This is a genomic window from Pseudarthrobacter enclensis (assembly GCF_030811655.1).
Lineage (GTDB): Bacteria > Actinomycetota > Actinomycetes > Actinomycetales > Micrococcaceae > Arthrobacter > Arthrobacter enclensis_A.
The window spans coordinates 28,505-52,045 of record NZ_JAUSRE010000028.1; the positions used below are offsets into that span (position 1 = coordinate 28,505).

The 23,541-nt window shown below is 62.9% G+C and carries 17 protein-coding genes; 10 read left to right on the top strand and 7 right to left on the bottom strand.

Annotation, left to right across the window (positions count from 1 at the left end):
• From J2X98_RS19985 to J2X98_RS20015, 6 genes are all read right to left on the bottom strand, one after another.
• Entirely contained in the window at positions 1-909 is a 909-nt protein-coding gene (locus J2X98_RS19985; RefSeq protein ID WP_307311743.1) for a GGDEF domain-containing protein, read from the bottom strand.
• A complete protein-coding gene (locus J2X98_RS19990; protein WP_307311746.1) occupies positions 906-4,346 on the bottom strand; it encodes a response regulator in 3,441 nt (1,146 codons plus the stop codon). The genes J2X98_RS19985 and J2X98_RS19990 overlap by 4 nt, the downstream gene beginning before the upstream one ends.
• A gap of 385 nt (positions 4,347-4,731) precedes the next feature.
• On the bottom strand, positions 4,732-5,100 hold the full coding sequence (locus tag J2X98_RS19995; protein WP_307311749.1) for a DUF7793 family protein: 369 nt from the start codon (positions 5,098-5,100) through the stop codon (positions 4,732-4,734).
• 422 nt (positions 5,101-5,522) lie between these two features.
• Complete coding sequence (locus J2X98_RS20000) at positions 5,523-5,675, bottom strand: hypothetical protein (protein ID WP_307311752.1); 153 nt, start codon at positions 5,673-5,675, stop codon at positions 5,523-5,525.
• Between the two features lie 98 nt (positions 5,676-5,773).
• A complete protein-coding gene (locus tag J2X98_RS22340; RefSeq protein WP_444964476.1) occupies positions 5,774-6,598 on the bottom strand; it encodes a GAF domain-containing protein in 825 nt (274 codons plus the stop codon).
• Positions 6,599-8,190: 1,592 nt separating this feature from the next.
• The gene (locus J2X98_RS20015) at positions 8,191-9,252 is read right to left on the bottom strand and encodes an FUSC family protein (RefSeq protein ID WP_307311754.1); all 1,062 of its coding nucleotides are present in this window, start codon (positions 9,250-9,252) and stop codon (positions 8,191-8,193) included.
• Positions 9,253-9,360: 108 nt separating this feature from the next.
• Here J2X98_RS20015 and J2X98_RS20020 point away from each other — a divergent pair, with 108 nt between their 5' ends.
• Positions 9,361-9,936, top strand: a complete 576-nt coding sequence (locus J2X98_RS20020; RefSeq protein ID WP_307311757.1) for a MarR family winged helix-turn-helix transcriptional regulator — start codon at positions 9,361-9,363, stop codon at positions 9,934-9,936.
• Between the two features lie 1,115 nt (positions 9,937-11,051).
• Here J2X98_RS20020 and J2X98_RS20025 read toward each other — a convergent pair.
• Positions 11,052-12,095 carry a LacI family DNA-binding transcriptional regulator gene (locus tag J2X98_RS20025; RefSeq protein ID WP_307311759.1) on the bottom strand — a complete coding sequence of 348 codons (1,044 nt, stop codon included), beginning with the start codon at positions 12,093-12,095 and terminating at the stop codon, positions 11,052-11,054.
• Positions 12,096-12,548: 453 nt separating this feature from the next.
• Here J2X98_RS20025 and J2X98_RS20030 point away from each other — a divergent pair, with 453 nt between their 5' ends.
• The 9 genes from J2X98_RS20030 to J2X98_RS20070 all read left to right on the top strand — a co-directional run.
• Positions 12,549-13,559, top strand: a complete 1,011-nt coding sequence (locus tag J2X98_RS20030; protein ID WP_307311761.1) for a sugar ABC transporter substrate-binding protein — start codon at positions 12,549-12,551, stop codon at positions 13,557-13,559.
• A gap of 60 nt (positions 13,560-13,619) precedes the next feature.
• A complete protein-coding gene (locus J2X98_RS20035) occupies positions 13,620-15,203 on the top strand; it encodes a sugar ABC transporter ATP-binding protein (RefSeq protein WP_307311763.1) in 1,584 nt (527 codons plus the stop codon).
• Positions 15,204-15,240: 37 nt separating this feature from the next.
• Positions 15,241-16,305 carry an ABC transporter permease gene (locus J2X98_RS20040; protein ID WP_307311765.1) on the top strand — a complete coding sequence of 355 codons (1,065 nt, stop codon included), beginning with the start codon at positions 15,241-15,243 and terminating at the stop codon, positions 16,303-16,305.
• A gap of 44 nt (positions 16,306-16,349) precedes the next feature.
• Entirely contained in the window at positions 16,350-17,300 is a 951-nt protein-coding gene (locus J2X98_RS20045) for an aldo/keto reductase (RefSeq protein ID WP_307311767.1), read from the top strand.
• A 43-nt stretch (positions 17,301-17,343) separates the two neighbouring features.
• Entirely contained in the window at positions 17,344-18,996 is a 1,653-nt protein-coding gene (locus tag J2X98_RS20050) for a GMC family oxidoreductase (protein ID WP_307311769.1), read from the top strand.
• A 38-nt stretch (positions 18,997-19,034) separates the two neighbouring features.
• Positions 19,035-19,748 carry a gluconate 2-dehydrogenase subunit 3 family protein gene (locus J2X98_RS20055; RefSeq protein WP_307311771.1) on the top strand — a complete coding sequence of 238 codons (714 nt, stop codon included), beginning with the start codon at positions 19,035-19,037 and terminating at the stop codon, positions 19,746-19,748.
• Between the two features lie 149 nt (positions 19,749-19,897).
• Entirely contained in the window at positions 19,898-20,890 is a 993-nt protein-coding gene (locus tag J2X98_RS20060) for a LacI family DNA-binding transcriptional regulator (RefSeq protein ID WP_307311774.1), read from the top strand.
• Positions 20,891-21,063: 173 nt separating this feature from the next.
• A complete protein-coding gene (locus J2X98_RS20065; RefSeq protein ID WP_307311776.1) occupies positions 21,064-22,155 on the top strand; it encodes a nitrilase-related carbon-nitrogen hydrolase in 1,092 nt (363 codons plus the stop codon).
• 355 nt (positions 22,156-22,510) lie between these two features.
• Positions 22,511-23,541 (top strand): ribulokinase (locus J2X98_RS20070; protein WP_307311778.1); only part of this gene is annotated, 1,031 nt, incomplete at its 3' end.

Genomic DNA, 23,541 nt, shown 5'->3' on the forward strand with positions numbered 1-23,541 from the left:
CTACGGTGCTAGTGCGACCCGGTTCCGGCCGCCGGCTTTGGCGGTGTAGAGGGCCGCGTCGGCCTCTCCAATTACGGCGTCCGCGTCAGGGTGGTGCGCGGGGGTGAAGGCGGAGATTCCTGCACTGATTGTTAGGTGGCCCGTCGGGTCCCCGGAGTGGATGATGTTGAGGGCGTGGACGGCGTGAAGTGCCCGTTCCAGCATCTGTTTGGCGCCCTGTTGTGACTGCTTCGGCAGGACGAGGAGGAATTCCTCGCCGCCGTACCGGTACACCCCGTCGCTGCTGCGTGCCGCTGCTGCCAGTGCGGTGCCAACCGCTTGTAATGCCTGGTCGCCGGCCTGGTGTCCGTAGATGTCGTTGTAGCTTTTGAAGTTGTCGACGTCGCACATGGCGAGACAGTATTCCTCCTCGTACCGTTGGCTGCGGGCGTGCACTTGTGTGAGGTCTTCGGTGAGCTTGAGCCTGTTGCTCAACCCAGTCAGGGGATCGGTTCGGGCCTGCTGTGTGAGCATGTCCCGGTACCGGGCCAGGTCGGCGTGCAAAGTGGTGACCCGCTGTGCCACCAGCAGCCGGGTGTGCAGGACAAAAGGGTCCAGCGGCTTGGTGACGTAGTCGTCCGCGCCGGCCTGGAGCCCGGCAAGGACGTCGTCCCGGGACCCTTGGGAGGTGAGCAGCACGATGTAGGTGTACAGGTCTGCCGCCCGTGCCCGAATGGCACGGCAGAGGGCGGGCCCGTCCCGGCCGGGCATCATCCAGTCCGTGACCACCACGTCCGGCTCGTGCTCCAGATACATAGCCCACGCCTCGTCGCCGTCCCTCGCGGTCAGGCAGTCATGACCAGATCGGTCGACGGCTGCCTTAGCTACCAGGAGCGAGCCCGGATCGTCATCTGCCACCAGGATTTTCACGGCGCACCGTCCAGGGCCCGATCAAGTTCGATATTGACGTGCGCGAGTTCCGCTTCGAGTCGGCTGATAAGCTGCCCGGCGTGGCCGTGATTTCCGGCCGACCCGATAGCCTCCAGCTCGCCGCACAGGGCCGCGACGGTGGTGGCGCCGATGTTGGCCGCGGCACCTCTGAGTGCGTGGGCCGCCTGGGCCAGGGCTGGACCGTCGTTGTCGTTGATCGCTTGATGCAGGGAGGCGATCCGGTCCGGGACATCGTTGCGGAAAGCTTCTGCTGCGGCCGGCAACAGGCCCAGCCCATCGGATGGCCCAAGGTCACGAAGAGTCGCCAGCCGGCTTTTATCGAGCCCCTGCCTGGCATGCCCGCTGGTGGGTGATGGATGACCGCCCGTGACGGCCAAAGGTTGCTCGGGCAGGTAACTGCCGACCTTGTCGGGGACCCATCGGGCCAGGACTGTTTCGAGGTCAGCGGAGTCGACGGGTTTGGCGAGGTAATCGTCCATGCCGGCGGCGAGGCAGCGTTCACGGTCCCCGTCGAGGGCACCGGCAGTCATCGCGATGATGGGAAGCCGGCTGTTCCCGTCCTGACGGCTCCGGATGATCCCGGTGGCTTCGAACCCGTCCATCACCGGCATGTGGCAGTCCATCAGGACTGCGTCATATTCTGTTGTTTCGACGGCGGCCACTGCGTCGGCGCCGTTGGCGACGACGTCCACGTCATAGCCGAACTTCCCCACTGTTGATCGGGCCACGAGCTGGTTGACTTCATTGTCCTCGACGACCAGGAGGCGGCCGCGGACGGGCCTTTGATGGGAGGGGCCGGTGCCGGTCAGTTCACGCATAGCCGAGCTAGTCCTACCTGCGAGCCGCTCAGTTGGGGGGCGTTGTTCGCTGGTGGACATTAGGCGGATCAGGCGGTTGTAGAACTCGGAGCTGCGGACTGGTTTCATGAGCCATTCCCGGACTCCGGCGTCGGCGATTGCTGAGCCGTTGATCTGCATGGTCGAGGTGAGCATGATGAGTTCGATGCTGGCCAGGGCAGGGTCAGCTTTGATGGCCCGTGCCAGTTCCAGGCCGTTGGTTCCGGGCATGCATAGGTCCAGGACCGCAAGATCAAAGGGTTCTCCCCGCTCTGCGGCCTTACGGGCGCTGACCAGGGCGGTCTTGGCGTCAGGTACGGCGTGAGGTTGCAGCTTCCAGCCGCGCAGCTGTGACTCCAGTACCAGGCGGTTGGTGGCATTGTCGTCCACCACCAGTGCGCGCATCTTGGTGAGGATGTCTGCGGTTGGCAGGGGATCGGTGGACGGTGGCGCCACGGGCAACGGGATCCGGAACCAGAAGGTACTGCCTTGTCCCGGCACGCTTTTCATCCCGATCTCACCGTTCATGGCTTCGGTCAGGCGGTTGCAGATTGCCAGCCCCAGTCCGGTGCCACCGTAGCGGCGGGTGGTCGAGGCGTCGGCTTGGGAAAATGATTCGAACAGCCGGGCATGCTGGGTGGGTTCGATACCGATTCCTGTATCGCGGACTTCGAAATAGATCGTGGCAGCGGATCCGTGCCGGGCATCACCTGTTTCCGTCTTGACTCGGATGGCGACTTCTCCTGCCGCGGTGAACTTCACGGCGTTGGAGGCCAGGTTCAACAGGATCTGGCGGATCCTGCCTGAATCTCCGATCAATCTGCCGGGAAGGCCTGGCTCGCAGTAGGCGATGAGTTCCAACCGCTTGGCTTGTGCCGGTTCCGCTAACAGCGCCGCGACGTCCTCAACCAGGAGCCGGGGATCGAAGGGCCGCAGGTCCAGTTCGACTTTGCCCGCCTCGAGTTTGGAAAAATCCAGGATGTCATTGATCAAGGCCAGCAGCGCTTCACCGGCGCCTTTGACGCCTTGGGCGTATTGTTTCTGTGTTTCATCCAAAGGGGTGTCGAGCAGCAGGGCAGTTAGTCCCACGACGCCGTTCATCGGCGTGCGGATTTCATGGCTCATGGTGGCGAGGAATTCGGACTTGAGCCTGCTGGCTTCCAGCGCGGCTGCCCGTGCTGCCCTGAGTTCGTCCTCGACGGCCCGGCGGAGAGTGATGTCTCTGGCGATGATCGCAATCCCGAGTAGGTTCCCGTCTTTTTGGATTGGTGAGACCGTCGCGGAGACCGGGATGACCGTCCCGTCTTTCCTGACGTGTTCGGATTCGAAGTTCATCGCGTCGCCGCTGTCCCGGAGCCGCTCAAAGATCTCCTGGATCCTGTCGGCGCTGCCCGCGGGCAGGAGGATTCGCCCGTCGCGGCCGATGACCTCCTCTGCGGAGTAGCCGTACTGCCGCTCGGCGCCGGGGTTCCAACTGGTGATGAGGCCTTCGGGGGTGGTGCTCAAGATGGCATCGGTGGACGAATTCACAATGGCGCCCAAACCTTCAAGCTCTGCAGTGCGGACGGCTACTTCCTGTTCCAGGCCGGTGGTCAAAGTGATGTTCTGAACGACGATCAGCACTTGGCGGATCAGGATGAGGACGACCGTGGTTCTGGCCACCACCAACAGGAAAGTGCTTAGTTCCTGAACGTGGGGTCCTGCGACGACTACGAGGGCCACCAGGATAGGCGCGTAGGGGAGCAGTTCCAGGGCCAGAGCGAACGCCTTGCGCTCGGGCTGCGGTCTTTGCGCGTAGGGGACAAGCGGTGCAAGCGCAATCAGGAGAAAGGCGCCAATCCACCCCACCGCCAGGGGCGATCCTGTGACGCCCGTGACGCCGTCGAAGGTGAGTCTGATGTACGTGCTGTCCGTGATGGTCAGGGCGAGCAGCCCGCTGCCGAAACAAAGCCACGGGAGGCGTTCTCCTGGTTGCCGGCGCATGGCAAGGACCAGCACCAGACAGGTCATGACCACGTCCACCACGGGGTATGCGACGCTGACCAGCACGGTCAGGACGTCGCCATCGGAGTTAAGGGCCGGCCCGAGTGCGGTGTACCAGCTGATCGCCAAGACGGAGCCGGCGATCACCGAGGCATCAAGGGATGACCTGACCCAGCCCACCTTGGTTGTGCCGGCTGGACGTTTGAAGCTGAAAAGCGCGGCGGCGGCAGGCACGGAGTACGCGAGGAACAGGACGTCGGCAATCGAGGGAAAGGGATATGTGTTGTTGTTGGTGAGGCCGAACAACGTCCAAAGCGCCTGGCCCGCAGCCCAGGTAAACGCGGCGACGGCCAGAAGAGACCACGCCCGCGCATTCTCACCGCGCCGAGCGGCCCTGCTGCAGCTGATGCCGGCCATCAGGGCAGCGGCAAGGATGAAGAAGTCGCCCGTTACCCTCGCCTGCACCGTTCCGTTGTTCCAAAAGAAATACAACGCGAGCGCCCCAAGGAGCAGGGCAGCACATCCAACGAGCCAAGCGAGCCGGGCCCCCCGTCGGCCGATACGCCGTCGCGGTTCCTGGAGAACGTTCTGAGACACGTGGAGCCCTCCCAATAGAGCGTCTCGCACCCGAAAAAATCTGAGACCCGGGCCGCCCGCAGAAACGGGCGGAGGCGCACTCTAAAAATATAGCTCTCTCGACTCGAACTGACCGCTTCATTTGCCTGCGACTCTGCCTTTCAGCCGCGGCGCTTAACGCCTTCACCGGCCGAACCAATCGGTCAGGGAGTCCGTTTCCCCTTCTTCGCGCTGTCCTAGCGCAGCCGGGTCGCAAACGCACGTTTACGACGGCCTTTGCAAATCCCAGGTACGCGGGGAGACCGCATTGGTCAGCGACTATTACGGATGCAGATGCCAGGCCCGGGCGGAAGAGTCGCCTGCGGGGCGCATGAGCGTAAGCATCACTGAACGGGCCCCGGTTGATTCACTCGGTCAGCCAGGTTACCGCCTCGTCCACTGATGTGAAGAACCGCGTCGGACATGAATGGTCATGCTGTGAGGCATAGAAGATGGCGATGACCTCGTCTACGGGACTGGCACCGACGAGGGCCATCCGTGCGAGCGGCCACGGCGCTGCAAAAATCTCTCTGGCACGGCGATCGACCCACTCCAAGTTGGACATTTCCACCAGCATTGGGAGGGCCCGCCCAGAACTTATCTCGACCGCGCGGCTCTTCATGGCGGTTGCTTCGGTTGCAGTGACCACTGCTCCGGGTGTCCATCGAACATGCAGGTAACCGTGACGGGAAAGATCAATGGTCACGACGGTGCGTTCCTGCCCATTCAGTTCCACGGCAACTCCTCAGCACCCGTACGCAAGCCGGCCTACTGAAGTCAGCGGGCCAGAAATCCTAACAGTACGTTCCCCGGGTCCCTTTCCACATCATCTTTATGGTTTTTAGGCAGTCATTTAGGCCCCCTGCAGGGGTGTGCGGTGCATGCTAATGCTGGGTGGAGGCCTGGTTGAACGCAATGCCCCGCCCACTCGCGATGGCTTCGAAACACTCGTGGACGGTAGCTACTTGCGTGCCCAGACGGACCGCTGTCCTCTACATAGGTGCGCTGGGCCGCTTGGGGCATCGTTTGTCTGACGTCACAGGCCCGTTCAGACGTGCTGGAGTCACATTTGCGCATCCGCCGTTGGGATAATCCTGATGTGTCATTTGGATCAGGTAGCTCTGGTGGCGGCGGGTACAGGCTGTTAAAGGTTAGGGGTCAGGCGTTGGTCTTGCGTTTGAGCCACGCCCATACGCCTGTAGCGACGAACAGGATCAGGCCGATGATGGCGAGCCAGAGAAGTCCTTTTACAACGAAGCCGACGATGGACAGTATGAGCCAGAGGACCAGAAGGCCGATGATGATTCCCATGACTACACTCTAGACCTGACCTGTAGGAATGGGTCGGGCCCGCACGGCCGTTTCGCGGACCATGGCGAGCGGCTAGAGACATCGGTGTGTGAAGAGCCTTACGCAGCGGGTCTTTGTGAACCTAAGGAGATTCGAACTCCTGACCCTCTTGGATGTGAACAGCGCGGTCCTCCGATTAGTGGTCGAAATGAGTGTGAATTGATGCGTGGGTGTTTGTTTTTGCCACGTATGCGGCGGCGACGTCGCGCAGTTTGCGGTTCCGGTTGTTTGATTCCTCGCGGAGGGTTTGCAGGGCCGTGTCCTGGCTGCAGTGGTGGCGTTCCATGATGATGCCTGCGGCGAGATCGATCGATGATGGTGCAGGACCGCATCGCTGCTTCGAGGTTCTGTTGGGCGCTCAGCAACTGCGCGATGCGGACGGCGAGGCGTAGGGACTTGGAGGCCTGCGCCCCGTAGGTTTGGGTACTGGCAATGTCGTCGTCGGTGAACGCTTCCCTGTCTGCCGCGTACAGGTTGATGGCGGCCCCTGCGTCATTGTCCAGGGGCAGTGGGATGGAGAGGATCGAGCCGATGCCTTCGGACCAGGCAACAGCGCAGTACCGTGGCCACCTGCGCTCCCGGTCCAGGTCGGGCACGTAGACAGTGACCTCCTCGCGTAGGGCCGTGAGACAGGGGCCGTCCCCAAAGTTGTATTGCAGCTCATCCACGGCTTTTACCTGTGGGGCGCTGGTGGCAACAGTGGCCCGGAGCTTTTTTCGGACCAGGGTTATTCCGCAGAGCACGGCGTGGCCGGGTGCAAGCGTTGCTGCTGCGTGTTTGACAAGCTCGTCGAGCATGTTGGCCACTTCGGCTGACTCCAGGACCATGTCCTGCAACTGCTCGGCGATACCGACACGTACCGGATTCTTCTGCCTGTCACCCACGCCGTGCCCTCCCCGATTACCAGTAGCCGCCAACTAGTCGAGCCACGATGAACGGGAAAGAGATCGGTAATCCCCGAGCTTCGTCGCTGATTTTGGTGTTGTCCCTGGGGTCCAGCGACGCTGCCGGGTTCCGAAGGGGTTGAGAGGGTACGTGGTCCACACCCAATCACAGCCGCTGGGCCACATCCCGTGGGTTACGGCCCTGACTCAGGATCGACAGGGTGCGGTCGTGTTCGTGCCCTGGACCGCAGTTCCTGGTCGATGCGGTCAATGAGGCCCCCGGCCCTTTCAAGTCCCACATAGTTCAGTGCACGTTGGAGCCTGTCTGCTGTCCCGACGAAGGTTTCAGTGAGGACGAGCGGCCACTGCCTGGAAGAGTCAATCAGCCTGAATGTGGTCAGGTCAGCCGAAGTTCTGGCCCCACGCAGGGAGGGAAGCACCCGGAGCCCAGCAACCGGCCCGGCGCCAGGACGCGATGACAGCGGCTTGGATTGTTCGAAAGGGAGGGCGGCCACGACACACTCCAGTAACAGGATTTCGCGGCCGATCTGCCTGACCTACTCCAGGTTTAAGCCGCCCCTCAATCGCGGAAAAGAACAATCTGACCGAAATCTGCAATGAGGGGAAGCCGCTATACCCCTGTACGTGGACCAGGAAGGTCTAAACGATGGGGCTCAATGCAGTCAGAAGTGCAAAGGACTGCTGACTGCACACTTCCCGCTGAATTCCGGGGCTTGTGCAGACGGGTTCCTCGAACCTCATCCATGTAGGACAGTTGGGGTATTTCCACTGCAAAGGCTCGTTCCCCGACTATCGGTGGGCCAAAGGATCCGCGGCCGAGCGCTGACAGCACTCTTGACCGAAGTAACTGGTACTCGCTGGCGTACGTGCGTTGTCTGCAACCTGGCGATTACCGTTCGAGGACAATGGACTTGAACTAAAAGGAAGTGTGGACAAAGTCCACACGGGCACTACAGATTCCTTCGTCAAAGGCGATTTTTCTTTGACGTGTTGACAAGGCCTCTGGTCGCGTCGCTCTGATGGTTGGGTTGCGGCTTTGGCGTGGCCGCCCCGTGCCTGTTCAGGTGTGTGGCGGGTTAAATTCCCTGGCCGACGGCCCCTCGGCCTCCTGTAACCCGGTTCTCGTTTCCACGATCCAGCTTCTTTGGGGGCCGGCTGGCCCACACCTACTCACGGGCCCGGGGGAGTAGGAACGACATGACCGTGTCGATTTGGCTCCAGGCTTGGCGAGGGGTGGTGTTTTGATCGTGGCGAGATGCGCGCACGGAAGAAGAGCACGAAGCGGTCATTGACGAAGAACGCCCGGTCGTACTAAACGAAGCGGTCCCCGTCGACGGTTCGCCTGGGCAAGGAAACCATCACCGACGAACACACCGTCACGGAAGAAGTCCGCAAGGAAAACATCGAACTTGATGACGGCGGGCGTACCAACCGCTAGTTACCAGCCCACCGGAAGCAACTCTGGCAGGCTGAACCACGTTTGGTCCGCCCTCAATCACCTGAGGGGGACCGTTCGTGGTTATTTTGCGCACCGGCTAGAGCGCCTTGTCGGTGCTAAATCGTGGCGGGCTCTACGCGTGGTCGAGCGGATGATTGCAGGGTGGGGTCCGGCTCGGAGGAGTGCGCCTTTCGTGGGTGATGACAGTGGCGGCCAGGGCGATGGTGAGGCCGATGACGGTTTCGAGGGCGCGCTGAGTCAGGAGGGTGCCGATCGAGGCTGGCATCATGAGATCGCCCAGCAGAAGGGCCATTGGGGTGAAGAAGACCAGGCCGAGGCTGTAGTTGCGGCCGGTCGTCAGCTCGGTGCACGCCTGGAGCGCGGCGATCAAGATGATCGCGGAATAGCTGCTGGGGTGGGTGGCCAGTACGAGGGCTGCGACGCCGAGGCCGGCGGCGGTGCCGATCACCCGCTGGGCAGCGCGCGTGAGGCGGGCGTGCAGGTCGGGTGCCGACATGGGGACGGATGCCGTGACGAAGGTCCAGTAGGGGTGGCCGATGCCGCTGGTCGCGACGGCGAGGCCGGCGGCCGCGATTCCGAGCAGATACCGGGCGGCGTGTCGGCCCACCGGGTCGGACGGGCGTAGGCGACGCGACGACAGCCGGTACCGCACTGGGTCGCGGGCGGTGCAACCCGGGAGGGCTAGCAGCAGCGCGAAGACGGCCGCGCCTCCCGCAGCGAGGGCGGCTGCGGGCACCGTGCTCAGAGCGATCGGGACCGTGGCCGAGGCTGTGAGGGCGAAAACCGGGTTGAGAGCTCCGGCCGGATGCCATCGGCCCAGCTCGGCCAGCACTACCGCGACGCCGGCCCAGGCGGCCGCGACCGGGACGAGCAGCCAGAGCCTGAACGGGACGGTCGCCACCAGGGCACCGACGACGACGCCGACCACCAGCACCACGCCCGCCTGCGCCTGCGTGGCTAGCCGTACCCGACGCAGTTCGTGTCGGCCGTACAGGGCGGTGAAGGCGCCGATCGCCGCGTACAGCAGCAGATCGCCGCGGCCGGACGCCATGCAAGCCACCAGCGGCACGAAGATCGACAGGCTTGCGCGCAGGGCGGTCCAATGGGCGCCGGCATGCGGGCCCAGATCGAAGACTGCCGCCCACCAGGACCGCGTGGGGGTGGCCGGCGTCATCTTAACCTTTCGAGGTGATACAGGAATGAAGTATTTCAAGGTTACTACATAAATGAACTACCATTGAAGTTGACGGAGACGACGGTCACAGGGGCGCGGAGGAGGCGGATGGATCAGGACGCAGACGGCCTGCCCGCTCAGGGCGACGCCGTGGACCGGATGCAGCGTGAGTGGGCCCGGCTGCGCCCGGACCTCGACTTCACCAGCCTCGGGGTGATCCACCGCGTGCTGCGCGCTTCCCGCCTCATCCTCGAAGCCAGCGACGCCTTCCTCGCCGACTACGGGCTCACCCGTGGCGAGCTGGACGTGCTTTCCGCGCTGCGCCGTACGTGCGAACCTCTGAGCCCAACGACACTGGCCCAGACGCTGCTTGCCCCGCGCTCCGCGATCACCATGCGGCTGAACGCCCTCCAGGCTCGGGGACTGTTGAGCCGAACGGCCAACCCGGCCGACGGCCGCTCCTCGCTGCTCGTCCTCACCGACACTGGCGTCGCGCTCGTAGACGAGGTGATTCCCGCCCAGCTCGCCTTCGAAGATGCCCTACTCGCCGAAGCCCCGCCCTCGGCCGTCGAGGGCTTGGCCGATCGCTTGCGGGCACTGACCTCCGTGTGGGAGCAAGGACGTGGCCACCAAGCCGGGTCCAGCAGGTACCGGCGGAACGGCCCACTCGAGCCCTCCGGATGAGCCGCAGCAGCGCGCGCTTGGGGTGAGAATCAGCCGACGCGCTACGGCACTAGTGGGAAAAGGAGTGCTCCACCCTTGGCATCGGATCCAGTCTTACTGCCCGTTTACTGCTCCGGAATCTGCTTGTGTTCGCGGGTTCCCAGTGTTTGCAGGGGGAATGTGGTTCGAGTCCTACCTCGGGCAGAGTGTTTCTGCGGGCCAGGCGTGTTTTGATTCACTGCTGTTGACAAGCCTTAACTTTCTTGGCGTTCCTGTTTGTCGGCTGCACCCCAGGCAAAATGCCCCGATCCGCAGGAGGGAGATCGTGCACGCCTCCTGTGTTCGTACCTGCGCGCAGGTCATCCAGGTCCGGCGAAGAGTCCCTTTGGCGGACTTTGGGTCTTTCTGGTACTGGAGTCCCCGGAGCTGGGGCTGGAAGAAGGGACCACGGTATCTCGCCCGTTCCAGAAGATCACTCGGTCGTTATCCGCGCTCCGGCCGCCCGTTCGAAAACCATGGACGGGGTGGGGCCGGCGGTGAGGGAGGCGTCCTCTTGACGGGACGCTTGCTGGTTCGACAGGCCCAGCTCACCTCAGCCGCGTCGAGGCCGCGCATCGCCCCTGTCGAACTCCTTGCCGTCGGAACTCTCCTTATTCGCCTCGTCTTGAACATGTTTCGATATGGACCCCCGGCAAGGCTGGATATCGCAAGGACTTTCGCGCGACGTCGTGACGCCATATGAGACCCTTCGGCAGGACCGCTGCCTCCTCAAAGGTCTATGAGGTTCGGCGGCCCGGGTCAGCAATTATCGACTATCCTGCCCGGAACGCCTCCGATGGCGCCGCCGACCTCCGCTCCACCATGCCCCGGAGATAATCGCCAACGTGCTCCGGCACTCCAAGGGCGCGACGGGCTCAAGAAAGCGTCGAGAATGTGGGTCCCGGGTGCGGAATAAGCGGGGGGCGGCAAAGCGCCGCAGGGTCGCTTCACAGACAACACAGGCGAACCGGCAACCAGCTGGACACGGCAGCGAACGCTGCCCAACTGCGAGGAGGCGGAGCCCCGCCTTCTCGGTGGTCGACTCGTAACGCTGTCGTAGTGAAGGGCCATCATGAACCATCTCCATGTTGGATCAGTCAAGCCGGCGTCGTGGTTCGATCGCGGGGACCAGTGCTTTGGCGGAGAACGAGCTGACTGGGAACTAGGGTGATCCCGTGTTCGGTGGTGTTGCTGCGGATTTGCCGGAGGATGTTGTCAATGCATTGTTTGCCGATCTCGGTGTAGTCCTGGTGGACGCTGGTAAGCGGCGGTGTGTACGAGGAGGCTTCCGGGACGTCGTCAAAGCCAACAACGCTGATGTCGTCAGGAACCGATTTTCCTTTTTCGTGGAAGGCGCGGAGCAGACCCAGGGCCATGTGGTCATTGGCGGCGAAGACGGCGGTGCAGTCGGGTTCGTTGGCGAGCCGGAGACCGGCGGCGTAACCGGAGTCGGCGGACCAGTCGCCTCGGAGCACGGGCGGGACAGTCCTGCCTTCACGGGTAAGCGCGGCCCGCCACGCGGCGGCACGCCGTTCACTGGCTAACGATTCTTCGGGCCCGGCTACGTGCCAGACGGTGCGGTGCCCCAGGCCCAGCAGATGTTGGAGTGCCTTGTGCACGCCGTCAGTCTGGTCCGTGTCCACCATGCTGTACTGCTGGCCCGCGTCGGAGTCGACGAAGACGACCTTGACGCCGGGAGGAAGGGTGACGGAGGCTGCATCGAGCAGGTGGATTTCCATAATGCCGATGACAGCGTCGACGGCGAGTTCGCTCACCCGCGAGAACGCATCCCGGATGCCGGCCTGGGTGTGGGCGGTGACGGGGATCAGGGTGACGGCGAAGTCCTGCCGCGCCGCATGCAGGGCAATGGCTTCCAAAGTGCGCATGGTGCCGCTCGAGGCGAGCGAGAAGACGACGACGCCGATAGTCTGGAAGCTGCCACGCTTCAGCGCCCGGGCGGCGCCGTTTGGCCTGTATCCGAGCTGCTGCATCGCAGCAACAACCTTGTCCCTGGTACTTTCCCGGACGTCGGGGCTCCCGTTTGCAACGCGGGACACAGTCTGGGTTGAGACTCCTGCCAGCACCGCGACGTCCACTATCGAGACACGGTTAGTGATTGTCTTAGCAGCGCTGGTGGCCATGGTTTTCGTTCCAGTGTCCTTTGAAAATCGTCCGTTCGACACCAGTTCAGGTGGCCCCGGTTGATGCCATAGCCGATTCCGGCCATTTTGATCTGAGCATAAGTGCCCTGCCTGTGGGGCAACCCGCGGGTTGGCCGGCAAGAGGTAGAAGGTGACGAGTTAGCGGTAACTTAGCAGGCTGACTATCTAGCCAATGGCTGAGCAATGAGTGCGATTCCTTTATTATCGACATCCCTTCGCAGAAATACCAGCATCAATCCCAATTAAAAATATTTGCGCACAGCTCCTTGATAGTGCGCTAACTCACGTTGTAGCGTAGCTCACTAAGCCCACGACGATGGGGCGTACGCGAACCACAAGGAAGTGTTGTTCATGCAAAGAAGTACAACTGGATCTCACCGGAACAAAAAGCTTGGCAGGGCGGCTCTGTGCGTTTCTGTCCTGACGGTCGCCATGTTTGGATTGGCTGGCTGTAAGGGCGGCGCTGCCGCACACGATGCGGGGGAGAAGGCAAGCGGCAAGGGGCTGGTCATCGGCTGGAGCCAGCGCGGCATCAGCGGCAGCGACTGGTGGAAGACCCTCGTTGAGGGGGGCCAGGCCGAGGCGGGAAAGATCGGAGCACGCCTCGAGTTGCTTGATGCCAATGGTGACACCGTGCGCCAGAATGGGGATGTTCAGACGCTCATCACGAAGGGCGTGGACGTCGTGGTCATGAATCCGAACGACCCAATCGGCGTCGGACCCTCGGTTCAGGCCCTGAAGGATGCGGGAATACCCGTCGTGACCGTCAACTCAAGCGTGGACAAGTCGCTGGTTCCGGACATGTTCTGCTACGTTGCGGAGGATCAGGAGCACACTGGCTCACTTGCCGGGGAAACGGCTGCCCAGAAAGCACTCGAAAAGTACGGTGACCAAGGTCAAATCAAGCTCGTCGGCATCGGAGGCTTCCCGGGAGACGTGCTAAGCGACCTCCGCTTTAACGGTTTCATGGCCGGGTGGAACCGTGTCATGGACAAGCACCCGGGGGTCACCACCGTAAAGCTCGACACGAAGTACGGGGAATGGAAACCCGATAAAGCACTCGCCCCGATCCGGGACGTGGCCACCGCCAACCCGGACCTCAAGGTTATTTACAGCATGAGCGACGTCATGCATGGCGGCATTGTCCAGGGCCTACAGCAGGCGGGTCTCTGGGGTGACAAGATCCTCATGGCCAGCTATGACGGCGGCATGGGAGCAATCAAGGAAATGGTGGACGACCCGAAGGGTCCGTTGCAGGCTGATGCGTCCAACCAGCCGTGGGACCAGGGAGCTGCCGCAGTGCGGATGGCACTTGCCGCCTTCAACGGCGACCAGTCCCAGTGCCCGGACAAGACCAACTACATCAATACGACGGTGGTCACGCCTGCCGAGGCGCGAGACTACTACGTCCCCTCGGACACCTACGTCCGCGCTAAGAACTGAGCTCCCTGGCCGGCGCTGCCCCGTGGCCGGCCGATCCACCCAGAGCCCTATATAAGGAGCATGATGCTCGCGCATAACCCGGTCTCGCCTTCCACCGCAGCGGCGGAGGCGGCACGAGACACCCACACCGGCGCTTCGGAGTTGCGGCTCGATGGCGTCACCAAGTCCTATCCTGGCGTTCAGGCGCTGAAGGGAGTCAGCTTCAGCGTCGCCCGCGGATCCATCCATGCACTCGCCGGACAGAACGGCGCAGGCAAGTCGACGCTCGTAAAGATCCTCTCTGGAGCGGAGTCCCCGGACAACGGCACGATACGCCTCGGCGGTGAGCTGCAGCGTTTCCGTGACCCCATGGACGCCCAGCGCGCCGGGATCCACACCATCTACCAGGAACTCTCGCTCGTGCCGTCCCTCTCGGTGGCAGAGAACATCTTCCTCGGTCAGTTGCCCCGACGGGCGGGGGCATTCGTTGACTGGCAGCGTATGCAGGCCGAAGCCCGGACCGCGCTGGACCGCGTCGGCTTCCATCTCGATGTCCGCCGCCCGGTCGGAAGTTACTCCACGGCGGAGCAACAAGCTGTGGAGTTGGCCAAGGCCTTGCATAAGGACGCCCGGGTCCTGCTCCTGGATGAACCCACCTCCACGTTGCCCTTGCCCGATGTTGAGCGGCTGTTCACCGTCCTCCGCTCCCTGTCGGAACAAGGCGTGACGTTGTTATACATTTCGCACCGCATGGACGAACTGTTTTCGCTCTGCGACGCCGTGACCGTGTTGCGCGATGGCGTGAACGCGGCGGACCTGAAAACGGCAAATTCTAAACCTGCCGACGTCGTCACGGCCATGGTGGGGAAGAGCCTCGAAGGGTCCATCGCCGATGCGGCCCTCCGCGGGGAACGCTCGCCCAGCCTTGGGTCCGGTCCCCGGGAGCGTGTCATTCTCTCTGCCCGCGACCTCTCCGAGCAGGGCTACGTGGAAAACGTGACGTTCGAGCTGCGTGAAGGTGAGGTGCTCGGTATCTCCGGGCTCATCGGCAGCGGCCAGTCAGAACTGGCCGGCCTCATTGCGGGTGCACGGAGGCGGACTTCTGGCGAGATCCGCGTCGATGGGAAGGCAGTGGACTTCCGTGCCCCCCGTGACGCAATCCGTCGGGGGGTTGGTTTACTGCCGCAGGACCGTAAGGCAGCGGGCTTCATCCCGGACATGGGAGTGGCAGGCAACATCACGCTGGCCAGCCTGCCGCAATTCAGTCGGCTAAGCGTGATCCAGTCCCGGCGGGAACGCAACGTGGCCGGGGACATGGTGGCCCGGCTCGGCATGAAGGTATCCGGTGTGCACCAGCCACTCAAAACGCTGAGCGGGGGAACCCAGCAGAAGGCCATCCTGGCCCGCTGGCTTGTCCGCCAGTCACGCATCCTCGTGTGCGACGAACCCACCCGCGGCGTGGACGTCGGGGCGAAGGAAGACATGTACGAGCTCATTCGTGAGTTCGCGCAGGCGGGAGGAACCGTCGTGGTGGCGAGCTCGGAGATCACGGAGGCGATGATGTGCGATCGCGTCCTCGTGATGGCACGCGGCAAAGTCGTCGCCGAACTCGATCATGACGACATCGACCCCTCCGGCAACGCCATCCTCGAGCGCTTCGCCTGACGGCCCCCTCAATCAGTTTCTATTCAGGAGTACAACCATGTCCCGGACCCTGTCGTCCCTGCCGCCAACGAGTGGCGCCCCCTCCCCATCGCCATCATCCAGTATCAGCTCCCGGCTGCGGGGCAGCGCCCTCCGTGCCCTGCCAAAGAGCTACCTTATCCTCGTGCTTCTCGCGATCATCGCGGTGGGCTACTACGTCTCCGACGACTTCCTGACGTTCCGCAATGCTGAGAACGTGATCACGGCCGCTTCGATCGTCGTGGTGCTGGCTATCGGCCAATACTTTGTCATCCTGACCGGCGGAATTGACCTCTCCGTAGGCTCGGTCCTGGCCATGTCCACGGTGATTACGGCACTGACCCTGCAGGCAGGGATGCCCGCCGGCGCGTCCGTTGTGTTCGTGCTGATCTGCTGCGCGGTTGCCGGACTGATCAACGGCATCCTCGTCGTTTGGTTGAACATCCCCCCGTTCATCGCGACGCTGGCCATGATGAGCGCCGTCAAGGGCTTCAGCTACATCATCCAGTCGACAAGCCTGATTGAGATCCGCAACCAGTGGATCATCGAGGCCTTTTCCCGCGGCAGCTTCCTCGGGATCCGCAACCCCGTCCTGATCTTCATTATCGTGGCCGTGGTCGCCGCGCTCGTGGCCAAGTACACCACGTTCGGCCGCTCGCTTTACGCAATCGGCGGCAACCCTGAAGCCTCGCGACTTTCGGGCCTGCCGGTCGCGCGGAACCTGATTATCACCTACACCATCTCCGGGGTGCTCGCCGGCCTGGCAGGCCTCATCGCCGCCTCCCAGCTGCGGCAGGGAAGCTCGCTCATTGGCGTAGGTTACGAGCTCGACGCCATCGCAGCCGTCGTCGTGGGTGGCGCCTCCCTCATGGGCGGAAAAGGCGATCCCCTGAACGCAGTGATCGGGGTGTTCATCCTAACCACCATCATCAACATCATGAACCTCGTCGGGATCTCCTCCGAGCCGCAACTGGTCATCAAGGGCGCAGTCATCATTCTCGCCGTCTTCCTCTCCAGTGCCGGCGGCGTCCAGAGGATCTCCGGATTCTTCTCGAAACGTTTCCCGCGCACCCGGGCCGCCTGACGGCCCACCCATCGTCTTTCCATTTAGCTCAGAAAGCAGGAACCATGTCCATCCGCCCCTTTGGCCGCACCGGCCTGACCGTCTCCGATATCTGTGTCGGCACCAGTGCGCTCGGCAGCTTTCCCGCCCAGTACGGTTACGAGGTCGATGAAGTCACCGCCGTCGCCACAATACAGCGTGTCTTCGACGGGCCCTTCACCTTCATTGATACGTCAAATGAGTACGGCGGGGGTGCAAGTGAAGAGCGGATCGGCAGGGCCATCGCCGAGCGTGGCGGCATCCCTGAGGGATATGTCGTCGCCACGAAAGTCGACCCGCTTCCCGGCAGCACCGACTTCTCCGGGGACCGCGTCCGCCGGTCCGTCGAGGAGAGCCTGGAGCGTCTTGGCCTCGATAAACTCCAGCTCGTCTACCTGCACGACCCCGAGAAGATTTCATTCGACGAGGGAGTGGCCAAGGGAGGTCCGCTGGAGGCCCTCATCGATCTCCGGGACCAGGGTGTTATCCAGTACCTGGGCGTAGCCGGGGGCCCCATCGACCTAGAGCTGCAGTACCTGGCGACGGACGCGTTCGACGCCGTCATCAGCCACAACCGCTACACCCTCGTTGAACAGACAGCCGAGCCGCTCCTGGAGGACGCGGCCCGCCGCGGAGTCGCCTTCGTCAACGCCGCCCCGTTCGGCGGCGGAATGCTCGTCAAGGGACCAAGGGCAGTCCCGCGGTACTGCTACGCACCCGTGGACCAGGCCACGATCGACAGGGTTCTGCGCATGGAGGAGCTGTGCCGCCAGCACGGCGTCGCGCTCGCTGCAGCTGCCCTGCAATTCTCGGTACGTGACGAGCGCGTGGCGTCGACCATCGTTGGCATGTCCCAGCCGAGCCGGGTCGAGGAGACCCTCGGCTTGCTCAACCGTGACATCCCTCAGGAACTCTGGGACCAGCTCCTGCCTCTGGCACACGAGGGCCGCAACGGCATCGACGCCGTGACGGTCTGAGTGCCGGGGCGAGTAGCAGACATTTACGAAAGGAAACGAAGCAATGACCAGGAAGAAGCAGCCTGAGCCGGTGGACGTCGTCATCGTCGGTGCAGGCGCCGGCGGGGCAACCGCGGCAAAGGTGCTGTCGGAGGCCGGCCTGAAGGTGGTAGGCCTCGAACGTGGGCCATGGCTGAAGCCCGAGCACGCCTCGGGAGACGAGCTGAAGTTCCTCAACCGGAATTTCATCTGGCAGGATCCGAAGATCAAACCGCGGACCTACCGCCCGAACGACAAGGTAGAGGCGGAAATCACCAACTTCTCCGCCACACCGCAGGTCGTCGGCGGCGGCACCACCCACTGGGGTGGCATGGTTCCGCGCATGGCGGAGAGCGATTTCAAGCTGCGCAGCCTGCACGGCGATGTTCCGGGCGCCAGCCTGGTCGACTGGCCCATCTCCTATGACGAACTGGAGCCTTACTACACACGCGTCGAGTGGGAGTTCGGCACGTCGGGTCTTGCCGGGGCGAATAAGTGGGAAGCGTGGCGGAGCCGCGGCTACCCCACCAAGCCATCACCGCTGAGCCAGATCGGCCGGACCTTCTCCACTGCGATGTCAAAGCTCGGGCACAGCACGTTCCCCATGCCGCAGGGCATGGTGACCGAACCCTACCGGGGACGGCAGCCATTCAGTGAGAACGGCTTCTGGCAGCAGTACCCTGACCCGGGAAACGGCAAGTCATCCACGCTGATCAGCTTCATTCCTGACGCGATTGCAACCGGGCGCTATGACCTCCGCTCCGATTGCTACGTCAGCGAGATACTCGTCGGCAAGGACGGCCGCGCCACCGGTGTCCGCTACCAGGATGAGGACGGCGACGAATTCGTCCAGCACGCGAAAGCCGTGATCGTCTGTGGCGGTGGAATCGAAACCCCCCGCCTGCTGCTCATGTCGAAGTCAGGGCTCTTCCCGGACGGCCTCGGCAACGGCAGCGGTATGGTCGGTAAGAACGCCACCTTCCACCAGTACTCATTCTCGGTCGGCCTGTTCGACCGCGAGGTCAGCGACCCGCTCTACGGGTGGGCGGGTCACTACATGAGCCTGTGCTCGTTCGACTTCTACGAGACAGACGAGAGTCGAGGGCACATCCTGGGATCGCTGATCTTCCCGTCCATGATCGGCCACCCAGTCAACTGGAGCTTCCCCGGCAGGCCCACTTGGGGCCAAGCGGCAAAGGACGCCGACCGCGAGTTTTTCAACCACAGCATGAAAATCGGTGTCCTCCTGCATGATTTGCCCGTTGAGGACAACCGCGTCGACCTTGACCCGAACGTCAAGGACGCCTGGGGTCTGCCGGTCGCCCGGATTACCCATACGCCCCACTCCAACGACTTTGCCCAGGAACGCTGGCAGGTGGCCAAAAACGGTGAAATTCTTGAGGCCGCAGGGGCCCAAAAGGTCATTCCGGTCAACATGGAGCGGATCACGGGAAACACCTCGCACGAGCTGGGCACCGCCCGCATGGGTAACGACCCGGCAAAGTCCGTCGTCGACCGCTGGTGCCGCTCCCACGAGGTACCAAACCTCTATGTTTTCGACGCAAGCTTCTTCCCGACCGCGACCGGCATCAACCCGGCCCTGACGATCATGGCGAACGCCTGGCGGTGCTCTGACCGCATCCTCCAGGTCGACCGCCATGGCTGGTCCGAAAACTGATTCGCACTTCACACAGGACACGAAAGGACGGAATTCACATGGGACAGGCGGAATGGGCTACGGTACCCATCTCAGCGCGGGACGTCGACGGGCCGATCTTCTTCAGCGAGCACGAATGGAACACGATTGAAGCGGCCTCGGCCCGCATCATTCCCACAGACCATCACCCCGGTGCACGTGAGGCAAAGGTCGTGCGCTTCATTGACCGGATGCTCGCAGGAACGCAGTTCATCTTCCCGGCAGCGGACGGCAACGGGTTCCTCCGGATGGAAGGCCGCGACGAGGCCGCATGGCAGGAGCGCATCAAACAGCGCCGGGAGTTTTACCGCGAGGGCGTCCTGGAACTGGACAGGCTGGCTAAAGAACGTGCCGACGTCCAGTTCCTCGACCTTGCGGAAGAGGACCAGGATGCAGTGCTCGAGACGCTCTCCGGCGCGGCCAAGCCAAACGCTTTCTCCCTGGCGTACTCCGAGGCCGGTCTTGGGGGCGCGCCGGCAGGCAACCAACCCGTCAACGAAGATTTTCTGGAATTCTTCCCCCTTCTGGTACTCAATACCCGCCAAGGGTTTTACGGGGACCCGGTATATGGGGGCAATGAGAACCGCGTTGGCTGGGGTGTCATCGGCTTTGACGGGCCTCCGTCACTGGCATCGACCATGGACGGCAGCTACACGACCCGTAAGTACATGGTGGAAGGGGCGGAGTGGCCCTACGATCAACATCCCGAAGTCCTCCGGTACCGCCGCCCGTGACAGCAGGCGCGCCGAGGGGAGCCGCATTCCGTGGCTCCCCTCGGGCGACCGGGGATAATGAAGGGGTGTCTACGACCCCTGCGCCCTCAAACGGCCGAAACGCCAATGGACGCGGGGAGCGGCTTGCCTCCAGGTCAAAGGCTCCCCGCATGTCCGATGTTGCCCGCCTCGCCGGAGTGTCCCAGCAGACGGTGTCACGGGTGGTACGGGGAGCGACCAATGTCGATCCGGATATCCGTGAACGCGTCGAGCACGCAATCGCACAACTGCGCTACCGCAGAAATCCCGCAGCCGCAGCGCTCGCCAGCAACCGGACCATGACGATCGGGGTTGTCAGCTTCGAACTGTCGGTCCTGGGACCAACGGTGGCCCTGTACGGTATCTCGGAGGAAGCCCGGAAACATGGCTACGCGACGCGGCTGGTCACTCTGGCCAGCCTGGAACGGCACGATATCCGGGCTGCCTTCGAATCCATCAACTCGGACACGGTTGACGGCGTAATAGTGCTCGCGCCCCTGTTGGATGCGATAACGGTGCTCGAGGACCTCGACATCGGTGTCCCCGTAGTGACGTTCCAGCAAGGATCGCACCCCAGTCCGACAAGCGTTTCCGTTGACGAAGTGCGCGGCGCCCGGATGGTGGTGCGCCACTTACTGGACCTCGGTCACGAAACAGTGTGGCATGTCCAAGGTCCGGCGGGATGGATGGCTACCTCTTCCCGTGTCCAGGGATGGGCAGCCGAACTGGGGGCGTCTGGACGCTTCGTTCCGACGCCGCTCGCAACGGCCGATTGGTCAGCTGCCGAGGGATACCGTGTCGGACGTGAGCTCGCCACAAAGGAGGACGTCACGGCGGTCTTTGCCGCCAACGACCCCTTCGCGCTGGGAGTGATCAAAGCTATGGACGAGGCAGGACGGAACGTGCCGGGCGATGTCAGCGTGGTGGGATTCGACGACGTCAAGGAAGCACCCTTTTTCCGGCCGGCATTAACGACCGTCAGGCTTGATTTCGAAGCTATCGGCCACATCGCTGTAAGCCGTATCCTCGCCATGATCAAGGAGGAGGCGGAGGGAGACATCCCGCTGCTGGAACCGCACCTCATACTCCGCGACACCACAGCAGCACCGCGAAGCAAGCGCTGACCGGGGATTGCCTGGGCCCGTACGCGGGCTTAGCCATAAAGCCGCGACCTAAAGTGCTCTGAACCGCCTTCTAAAATCCCTGACCGAAAGGTCTTGCAATTCTGTAACTAACCCGATTATCTTGAGTTAGCGCTAACTCAGGTACTCAAAGAAGAGAAAAGAGAGAGAAAACGATGGTTGATCCATATGTAGTCGTTGCGGTTTCGCCGCGGACAATCAATGTGAAGAATCCCGGTGACGGCGTTGCAAACGTCAAGCGCATCAATGAATTCATCGACACGGCAGTCATGGTCGGGGCCTGGGAGGGCTCTCCGGTCAAGTTGGTTGTCCTGCCCGAGATGGCTATCCAGGGCATGATGGCCAACACCCCGGGTAACCGCGAACGGGAGCGCCACTTTGCCGTGACGATCCCTGGGCCGGAGACGGACGAGCTGGCAAAGAAGGCCGTTGAGCACAACACCTACATCGCTGCTGAGCTGTACATGGTGAAGGACGAGGACTTCCCGGACCGTCACTTCAACGTCGCGTTCATCATCGATCCGCAGGGCGAAATTATCTACAAGCGCTACAAAGCGACCAGTGATGCCTACGAGGGCGGGATGCTCGGCAATATGAACCCGCACGACGTGTGGGACGAGTGGATTGAAAAGAAGGGCAATGGCAATGCAATGGATGCCATTTTCCCTGTGGCAAAAACCGAGATCGGCAACATCGGGTACGCCATTTGCCACGAGGGCGTCTACCCGGAGGTGCCGCGTGGGCTCGCGATGAACGGCGCCGAGATCATTATCCGGGGCACCCTGATCGAGCCGGCCGTGCAGAACGGCATGTGGGAATTGCAGAACCGGGCGCACGCCATGTTCAACTCGGCCTATGTCGTCGCCCCGAACCTGGGGCCCGAAGTCCGTGATGACGGGAGCATGCAGGACCTGTTTGGCGGTCAGTCCATGATCGTCGGTCCACGCGGCCAGATCTTGACCAAGCAGCAGGGCTGGACGTCGGGTGACTCGTTCGTCTGCACCACAATCGACATCGAAGCGCTCCGCCGGGCGCGAATGGCGAACGGCCTGTACAACCAGTTCAAGGACCTGCGCACCGAGCAGTACCGCGTTATTTACGACACCCCGATCTATCCGAAGAACCAGTACCTCGACGCGCCCCCGAGCGAGGGCTGGCTGGCCCGGGAAGACTCAACCCGAGCCGCGAATATCGAGAAACTCATCGAGCGCGGAGTCCTCACCCCGCCGTCCGGCTACAAGGCCTAGGCGGGCAGACTGGCCGGGTGCGCGCAACGCGCACCCGGCCACCTCCTCTTCGTGGATGTGGTGCGGGGCCGTCGAAGTCTGCCTTGGCAGGCGTCGGCGCCCCCATTGCCCAAGTGGTGTCTTTCGGGCCAAAAGGGAGGAATCGCGAAGACACGATCCCCTTCGGAAAGCCGCTCCAGGTCCGGTCCGAAGTCATTGCTGTCTATTCCCCGCCCTGCTGTGGCTTTGCTGAGGCAGGCAGATAAAGACCTGCTTGGTGACGTTTTAGTTTTTCACTATGGAGCCACGCGCATGTGCGTGAGCGCTAACAAAGATTTCTGACTGCGACTGGGTCGCGTGAACTACTGGAGGATTTATGGACGTCACCGGAGACGCCAGCGAGAATTTCGTCATCGGAGTGGATTACGGAACCCTTTCGGGCCGTGCCGTGGTGGTGCGGGTCCGGGACGGAATGGAATTGGGCAGCGCCGTTCACGAGTACCCGCACGCGGTCGTTACCGGTGCGCTGCCCAAAGACACAGCGGGCGACGACGGGGCGCGTCTTCCGGGGGAATGGGCACTTCAGGTGCCCAACGACTACCGGGAAGTCCTGCGCAAGGCTGTTCCCGGGGCGGTGGCTGGCGCAGGGATCGACCCGGCTGCCGTCGTCGGAATTGCCACCGACTTCACCGCCTGCACCATGGTGCCCGTCAAGGCGGACGGAACACCGCTCAATGAACTGCCGGGCTACGCCAACCGTCCGCATGCCTACGTGAAGCTATGGCGCCACCACGCAGCGCAGGGGCAGGCTGACCGGATCAACAAGCTTGCCGCCGAACGCGGCGAGGACTGGCTCCCGCGCTACGGTGGCCTGATCTCCTCGGAATGGGAGTTCGCCAAGGGGCTGCAGCTGCTGGAAGAGGATCCGGAGGCCTACGCCGAGATGGACCACTGGGTGGAGGCGGCCGACTGGATTGTCTGGCAGCTCTGCGGCCGATACGTTCGGAACGCGTGTACGGCAGGCTACAAAGGCATTTACCAGGACGGGCGCTACCCGTCGGAGGATTTCCTCGCTGCCCTGAATCCGGATTTCAAGGACTTTGTCAGCTCCAAGCTGGAGCACACCATCGGGAGGCTGGGCGACGCCGCTGGCACCCTGACGGCGGAGGCTGCTGCATGGACCGGCCTGCCGGAGGGGATCGCCGTGGCCGTGGGAAACGTTGACGCGCACGTCACGGCCCCGGCTGCCAAGGCAGTGGACTCCGGCCAGCTGGTGGCCATCATGGGCACGTCCACCTGCCACGTGATGAATGGCGCGGAACTGCGTGAGGTGCCGGGCATGTGCGGGGCCGTGGACGGAGGCATCGTGCCCGGTCTCTGGGGCTACGAGGCCGGCCAGTCAGGCGT